We start from the raw sequence: 7,335 nt of genomic DNA on the forward strand, positions 1-7,335 counted from the left end.
AGCGGTGGGTCAGTATCAGATGAGTTGCCTGACACGCCGTCTTCGCGAGCAAGCCCGCTCCCACACAAACCCGCTCCCACATAAGCCTTCTCCCACATTGCTCTCGCGTCGATATACTAGGCCCCGGTTTGCCTAGGGAATATCGACCATGCAATGGATTTTCATGCTGATTGGCCTCGCGCTCGGCTGGACACTCGACGAGTCGTTCAGTGACGCCGGCATCGGTGCGCTGCTGGGCTTGGGGCTTGGCCAAGCGATTCGCCTGTCGCAACTGTCGGCCCAGGCAGACAAGCAGGCGAGCCAGTTGGAAACCACGCAAAAGGCGCTGATTGCCCTGGGTGAACGCCTGCGGCTACTGGAAGTGCCCACGCCGCCGGTCGGCAGTGCCAGGGTCGAACCCTCCATTCCTGACCCCACCCCTGTCGCCAAGGCGCCCGACCTTGTCTGGGAGCTGCCGACCGAGTTGGCGCCTGTGCCGATGGTTGCCGAGGCCAGCCAGCCGCTGCCGGATGATGTCTGGGCGCCAGCGCCCGCGCCGATGCCGACACCAAGTCCGCAAGAACCGGCAACCCCGCGTGGCCCCAACCTGATCGAGCGCGCCATCAGCGGTGCGCGCAATTGGCTGTTTGGCGGCAACACCGTGCTGCGCGTCGGCGTGGTGCTGTTGTTCCTTGGCCTGGCGTTCCTGCTGCGGTATGCCACCGAAGGCATGGTGGTGCCGATCGAGTTGCGCTACGCCGGTGTCGCCGCCGCTGCGGTCGGACTGTTGGGCCTGGGTTGGTGGCTGCGCCTGCGCAACAGCCATTACGGCTTAATGCTGCAAGGCACCGGGATCGCGGTGTTGTACCTCACGGTGTTTGCGGCGATGCGCCTGCATCCGCTGATCGATCCCAGCGCGGCACTGGGCCTGCTGGTGGCGGTTACGGTGTTCTCGGCGATCCTGGCGATCACCCAGGACGCACTGGGGTTGGCCTGTGCGGCCGCGCTCGGTGGTTTCGCCGCGCCGATCCTCACTTCCACGGGGGCCGGCAACCATGTGGCGCTGTTCAGTTACTTCGCGTTGCTTAACGCGGGCATCCTCGCGATTGCCTGGTTCAAGGCCTGGCGCCTGCTCAACCTGATCGGCTTCGTCGGCACCTTCGGCATCGGCTTCGCCTGGGGCCTGCGTTCCTACACGCCGGAACTGCTGTGGAGCACCGAGCCGTTCCTGATCCTGTTTTTCCTGATGTACCTGGCCATCGGCCTGTTGTTCACCCGGCGCAAATTGCTGGAGATGAGTGACGCGCCCGAGGACGACAGCCGTGGAGCGCTGCTGCGCTGGTCGGCGGCCAAGGGTGATTATGTCGACGGCAGCATGCTGTTCGGCCCGCCCCTGGTGGGCTTTGGCTTGCAGTTCGCGCTGGTGCAGCACCTGGAGTTCGCCGCTGCGTTCAGTGCGTTGGGCCTGGGCATTATCTACATGGGCCTGGCCCGTCTGCTCAGTGGTGGGCGCGCCTTGTTGCTGGCGGAAACCTGCCTGGCCCTGGGTGTGATCTTTGCCAGCCTGGCGATTCCCCTTGGGCTCGATGCGCGCTGGACTGCCGCGGCGTGGGCGGTGGAGGGCGCGGGGATTTTCTGGCTCGGGTTGCGTCAACAGCGGCCGTTGGCGCGGGCCTTCGGCCTGCTGCTGCAACTGGGCTCGGCAATGGCGTTCCTCAGCGAGTTGCGCATCGGCGAACACAGCCTGCTCGACGGCGCGCCATTGGGGGCGTTGCTGCTGGGCGCGGCGTTGCTGTTCAGCTTTGATCAACTGCGCAAGGCGCCGGCTGAACAGGCGGCGGATTGGGAACGTAGAGGCCTGCCGGTACTGGCGAGCCTTGGCTTGAGCTTTGTGTACCTGCTGGCGCCGTTGCTGTTGCAGACCCAGGGCACTGCCATCAGTTGGGCGATTGCCGGGCTGGTGACGCTGTTTGTCGGCCTGCGCATCGGCTCGCGCACCTTCCTGTTCACCGCGTTTGCCGTGCAACTGCTCGGCGGCGCGTTGTTCCTGCTGCGCTTGCAGGGTGGCGAGGGCGCGGCGGTATTCAGTGCGGGTTGGAGTGGTTTGCTCACCGCTTCGCTGATCGGCCTGGCGCTGATCGGCGGCATGTTGCTGGCGGCGCGCGACGACATGGTGCGCGGTGACGTGCGCTTGTTGCGCGGGCTGTCGGTGGTGTTGCTGGCCGGGCTGGTGCTGATCAACCTTGCGGTGCTGTTCGTACTGCCATGGCAAAGCGCGAGTGGCGTGTGGGCGGCCAGTGGTCTGTTGATCATCTGGTTGAGCCTGTACCTGCAACAGCGCGTGAGTTTTGTGTTTGGCTTGCTGCTGCAACTGATCGGCGGCGGTTCGTTCCTGCTGTCGGTGCCGCAGCTGCTGGGGCCGTTGAGCGGCGAAGGCTTGCGCCTGCTGGGGCATAGCGGTTTCTGGACACCGATGGTCCTGGGCCTGGCCGCCCTGGTCGGCGCCTGGCGCTTGCAGCGCGAGCGGCATGTGCCGGTGTTTGCGGTGCTGAAACTGCAACGCCTGTCCGACGTGCTGTTGGTGTGGGGCGCCGCGTGGTGGGCGCTGGCGTTGATCAGCGAGGTGCTGCGCTTTGTCCCGAACGCTTTGCAAGGCCCGTCCTTGCTCGGCATCGCCGCCGTAAGCGTGGCGCTCTGGGCGTTTGGCGCGCAGCGGTTGCGCTGGCCGTCGCTGGGCGTGCTCAGCACCTTGCTGATGCCGGCGGCGGGCGTGGTGTTGCTGGCGTCCCTGGATGCCTATTACCACCCGGCGGCGCAATTTGGCTGGTTGGCGTGGTTGGCCGTTTTCGTCGTGCACTTCATTTCGCTGCGGCGCTTGGCTTCGACAGTGCCTGGCACGGTGTTGAGCGTGGCCCATGTGCTGGGCTGCTGGATGCTGATCGGCGTGCTCGCGCTGGAACTGCGTTACGGCCTGCTGTTGCTGTCGGATCAGTACAACGCCTGGCGCTGGCTCGGTTGGGCGATTCTGCCAAGCCTGTATCTGGTGCTGGCCGCTGCGCCACGCAACTGGCCGTGGCCGGTGTCGGCATACCCACGGGAATACCGCGTGCTCGCGGCGTTGCCATTGGCGGTGCTGATGCTCGGTTGGTTCTGGTTGGCGAACATCTTCAGCGACGGCACTGCCGAACCGTTGCCGTATGTGCCGCTGCTCAACCCGCTGGACCTGGGCCTGTTGTTCGCGTTGTTGGGCGTGTACCTGTGGGCGCGCAGTGTCGCGCCACAGCGTGGGCCGCGCGCAGAGTTGCTCGCCCAGGGTGTCGCGGGCCTGTCGCTGTTTGGGTTCTTTACCGCGCTGGTGATGCGCACCGCGCACCATTGGGGCGGCGTGCCGTTCCAGCTGGAGGCGTTGCTTGAATCGATGCTGGTGCAAGCCGGCCTGTCGATCGTGTGGACCCTGATCGCCCTTGGGCTGATGATCGGCGGCCACCTGCGCCATCGTCGCGAAGTGTGGTTGATCGGTGCGGCGCTGATTGCCGTGGTGGTGGCCAAGTTGTTCTTTGTCGAATTGAGTAACCGTGGCGGCCTGGCGCGGATCGTGTCGTTTATCGGCGTGGGCGGGTTGTTGCTGGTGGTGGGCTACTTTGCGCCGCTGCCGCCCAAACGCGTTGAAACTGAAGGAGCATCGTCTTGATGGGCAAGCTGAGTCTGAGTGGGTTGGCGCTGTGGCTGTTGGGTTCGGCGGCCTGCGCCCAGGAAACGCCGGCCGACTTTTCGGTGCGGGTGCCATTGGCCGTGAGCGGCAACGGCCCGTGGTATCGGCTGGAGTTGCCGCTGGCCGTGCAGTTGAGTGCGCGCCAGGCAGACCTCAGTGACGTGCGTGTGTTCAACGCCGCCGGTGAACCGCAGGCCTACGCGTTGTCGCGCCAATCCTCGCAGCGCAGCGAAAGCCGCACTGTCACCGAGGTGAAGTGGTTCCCGCTGTACGCCGCCGATACCCAGCAGGCGCTGCCCGGCGTGGTGATGAAATCCACCACCGAGGGCACGCTGCTGGAAATCCGCCCGTCCAGCGCCAAGGGGCCGCAGGTGCTGCGCGGCTGGGTGCTCGACGCCAGCGCGATCAAGGCACCGTTGCAGCAACTGAGCCTGGATTGGAGTCGTGAGCACGACGGCTTCCAGCGCTTCAGCATCGAGGCCAGCGATGATTTGCAGCATTGGACGCCGTGGGGCGACGGGCAGGTTGCGCGCCTGTCGTTTGCCGACGAGCGGGTCGAGCAGCATGACGTAAACCTGCCGGGGCAATCGGCGCGCTACCTGCGCCTGGTGTGGCAAGGCCAGGCAGCGCCGTTGCTGACCTCGGCCAAGCTGGTCAGTGCCACCAGCAGCAGCCTGCCACTGCCGTTGGTATGGTCGCAGCCGTTGGCAGGCACGCGGCTCAGCGCCGGGGAATACAGCTGGCAGTTGCCGACCGGGCTGAATGTCGAGCGTTTGCGCATCGAACTGAAACAGCCCAATACCCTGGCGCCCGTCACCTTGTCGGGGCGTCGCGACAGCAAGCAGGCCTGGCAACCGTTGAGCAACGGGTTGCTCTACCGCCTGACCAGTAACGGCCAGGAGGTGGTGCAGGATGAGTTGCAGCTGCCGGGGCAGGCCGTCGCTGAACTCAAGTTGCAGGTAGACGAGCGCGGCGCAGGCCTGGGCGTCGAGGCGCCGGCCCTGCACTTTGCCGTGCGCAGCACGCAGTTGGTGTTCCTGGCGCGGGGTGAGCCGCCGTTCACCCTGGCGCTGGGCAATGCTGCGGCGAAGGCGGCGAATTTGCCGTTGTCGACACTGATTCCTGATTACAGCGCCGAGCGCCTCAGGGCGTTGGGCCAGGCCACGGTCGCCGGGGACGCGGTGGTCAACACGCCTGTTGCCGCCGCCGCCGTCGAGAGCGGGCCCGACTGGAAAAAACTCGGGCTCTGGGCCGTGCTGCTGCTTGGCGTGGCGGCGCTGGGCGCCATGGCCTACAGTTTGCTGCGCAAGCCGCCGGTGGCACGTTAGATAAAGTCCATGAACTCTATTGGGTTTAAATCCTCTGATAGGAGGAAATACGCCCCGACTCGCGCTAAACTGCGCGGGTTTTTAGCCCCCCATTCTCCGGAGCCTTACATGTCCCGCGTTACCTTGAGTCGCTATTTGATCGAGCAGACCCGCAGCAACAACACGCCTGCCGATCTGCGCTTCCTTATCGAAGTGGTGGCGCGTGCTTGCAAGGAAATCAGCCACGCCGTGTCCAAAGGCGCACTGGGTGGTGTCCTGGGCAGCATGGGCACTGAAAACGTGCAGGGCGAAGTACAGAAGAAACTCGACGTGATCTCCAACGAGATCCTGCTCGAAGCCAACGAATGGGGTGGTCACCTGGCCGGCATGGCGTCCGAAGAAATGGACAATGCCTACCAGATTCCGGGCAAATACCCGAAAGGTGCGTACCTGCTGGTATTCGACCCACTGGACGGTTCGTCCAACATCGACATCAACGCGCCGGTCGGCACCATCTTCTCGGTACTGCGTTGCCCGAACGAATACCTGAGCCAGAACGAGCCGCTGAACGAGAAGGCCTTCCTGCAACCCGGCACCCAGCAGGTTGCCGCCGGTTACGCGATCTACGGCCCACAGACCATGCTGGTGTTGACCCTGGGCGATGGCGTCAAGGGCTTCACCCTGGACCGCGAAATGGGCAGTTTCGTGCTGACCCACGAAGACATCACCATTCCTGCATCGACCCAGGAATTCGCGATCAACATGTCCAACCAGCGCCACTGGGAAGAGCCGGTGACCCGCTACGTGGGCGAGCTGATGGCTGGCGAAGAAGGCCCGCTGAAGAAAAACTTCAACATGCGCTGGGTTGCCGCGATGGTGGCCGACGTACACCGCATCCTGACCCGTGGTGGCCTGTTCATGTACCCACGCGACAGCCGCGAGCCATCCAAGCCAGGCAAACTGCGCCTGATGTACGAAGCCAACCCGATGTCCTTCCTGGTTGAGCAAGCGGGCGGCGCGTCCACCGACGGCCATCAGCGCATCCTCGACATCCAGCCTGAAGGCCTGCACCAGCGTGTGGCGGTGTTCCTGGGTTCGAAAGAAGAAGTCGAGCGTGTAACCGCCTACCACAAGAAGTAACCTTTGTAGTGCGCGGGCTTGCCCCGCGCGGCGGTGTGTCAGGTTAGCTTAAGGCGCCTGGTGTACCGCAGCGCGGGCAAGCCCGCTCACTACAAGATTTTGTGTCGGCTAGAAAGCCCCGAAACGTTTCAGCGTTTTCGGGGTTTTTTTTGTTTTTGCCCATCGGGAACCAGACACCCCTTTTCCCTTCTAAGCTTCTGGCAGACCCCCATGCTGCTTCGTCCCTCCAGGAGTTTTTCCATGTCGTTACGCCGTCTCGCCTTGCTGACTTTTTGCGTGCTGTTGGCCGCTTGCAGCAAGGTCAACCAAGAAAATTACGCAAAGCTGTCGGCTGGCATGGCCAAGGCCGAGGTGGAGTCGCTGTTGGGTAAGCCGACCGATTGTTCCGGCGCACTGGGCATGTCCAGCTGCACCTGGGGCGATAAAACCAGCTTTATCAGCGTGCAATATGCCGGTGACAAGGTTCTGATGTTTTCCGGGCAAGGCCTGAAGTAAACCGGGGCGTGAGCCTGCGGGAGAAGAAGAATGATCCGTTTTGTTGTGTTCCTTTGTGCCAGCCTGTTTTTGGCGGGCTGCGCCAGCCATTCTGGCGATGATCTGCAACCCAAGACAGCGAACAACGTCAACCTCAAGCGTTACCAGGGCACCTGGTATGAGTTGGCGCGATTGCCGATGTACTTCCAGCGCAACTGCGCGCAGTCCGAAGCCCGCTACACCCTGCTGCCGGATGGCGACATGTCGGTGTTCAACCGCTGCCTGACGACCGAATGGAAGTGGGAAGAAGCCAAGGGCACGGCCACGCCGCAAGTGCCGGGCAAGACCGACAAGCTCTGGGTCGAATTCAATAACTGGTTCACATCGCTGCTGCCGGGCGTCGCCAAGGGCGATTACTGGGTGCTGTATGTCAGCGATGACTACAAGACCGCAATCGTGGGCAGCCCGAGCCGGCGCTACATGTGGATCTTGTCGCGCTCGCCGACGGTCAGTGCCGACACCCGCGAAGACCTGCTGAGCAGGGCGCGCCAGCAGGGGTATGACACCACTCGGTTGATCTGGCGCACGTCGGACAAAGAGATGGCCAAGACCTCGCAATAACCCCGAGACCACCGTCGATCAAATTGTGGGAGCGGGCTTGCTCGCGAAAGCGGTGTATCAGACGCAGATATTTTGTCTGACCCACCGCTTTCGCGAGCAATC

At 63.6% G+C, this 7,335-nt stretch carries 5 protein-coding genes; all 5 read left to right on the forward strand.

Annotated elements, in window-relative coordinates:
- The first annotated feature begins 148 nt into the window (after nucleotides 1–148).
- The 5 genes from LIY36_RS25810 (at nucleotide 149) to LIY36_RS25830 (ending at nucleotide 7,233) form a co-directional block, all read left to right on the forward strand.
- On the forward strand, nucleotides 149–3,670 hold the full coding sequence (locus tag LIY36_RS25810; RefSeq protein WP_226457633.1) for a DUF2339 domain-containing protein: 3,522 nt from the start codon (nucleotides 149–151) through the stop codon (nucleotides 3,668–3,670).
- Nucleotides 3,670–5,019: a DUF3999 domain-containing protein gene (locus LIY36_RS25815; protein WP_226457634.1), complete on the forward strand. Its 1,350-nt coding sequence runs from the start codon at nucleotides 3,670–3,672 to the stop codon at nucleotides 5,017–5,019. Before LIY36_RS25810 ends, LIY36_RS25815 begins: the two co-directional genes overlap by 1 nt.
- Before the next feature lie 108 nt (nucleotides 5,020–5,127).
- A complete protein-coding gene (locus LIY36_RS25820; RefSeq protein WP_033897713.1) occupies nucleotides 5,128–6,138 on the forward strand; it encodes a class 1 fructose-bisphosphatase in 1,011 nt (336 codons plus the stop codon).
- 240 nt (nucleotides 6,139–6,378) lie between these two features.
- Nucleotides 6,379–6,633 carry a hypothetical protein gene (locus LIY36_RS25825; protein WP_017734861.1) on the forward strand — a complete coding sequence of 85 codons (255 nt, stop codon included), beginning with the start codon at nucleotides 6,379–6,381 and terminating at the stop codon, nucleotides 6,631–6,633.
- A gap of 30 nt (nucleotides 6,634–6,663) precedes the next feature.
- Nucleotides 6,664–7,233, forward strand: coding sequence for a lipocalin family protein (locus tag LIY36_RS25830; protein WP_192298390.1), 570 nt, complete (start codon nucleotides 6,664–6,666; stop codon nucleotides 7,231–7,233).
- Nucleotides 7,234–7,335 lie beyond the last annotated feature (102 nt).

The sequence above is a fragment of the Pseudomonas sp. AF03-9 genome (genome assembly GCF_020515815.1).
Lineage (GTDB): Bacteria > Pseudomonadota > Gammaproteobacteria > Pseudomonadales > Pseudomonadaceae > Aquipseudomonas.

Bases quoted from the DNA above. Each gene is read 5' to 3' on its own strand.
- LIY36_RS25810 (WP_226457633.1), top strand. From the start codon at position 149: ATGCAATGGATTTTCATGCTGATTGGCCTCGCGCTCGGCTGGACACTC.
- LIY36_RS25815 (WP_226457634.1), top strand. From the start codon at position 3,670: ATGGGCAAGCTGAGTCTGAGTGGGTTGGCGCTGTGGCTGTTGGGTTCG.
- LIY36_RS25820 (WP_033897713.1), top strand. From the start codon at position 5,128: ATGTCCCGCGTTACCTTGAGTCGCTATTTGATCGAGCAGACCCGCAGC.
- LIY36_RS25825 (WP_017734861.1), top strand. From the start codon at position 6,379: ATGTCGTTACGCCGTCTCGCCTTGCTGACTTTTTGCGTGCTGTTGGCC.
- LIY36_RS25830 (WP_192298390.1), top strand. From the start codon at position 6,664: ATGATCCGTTTTGTTGTGTTCCTTTGTGCCAGCCTGTTTTTGGCGGGC.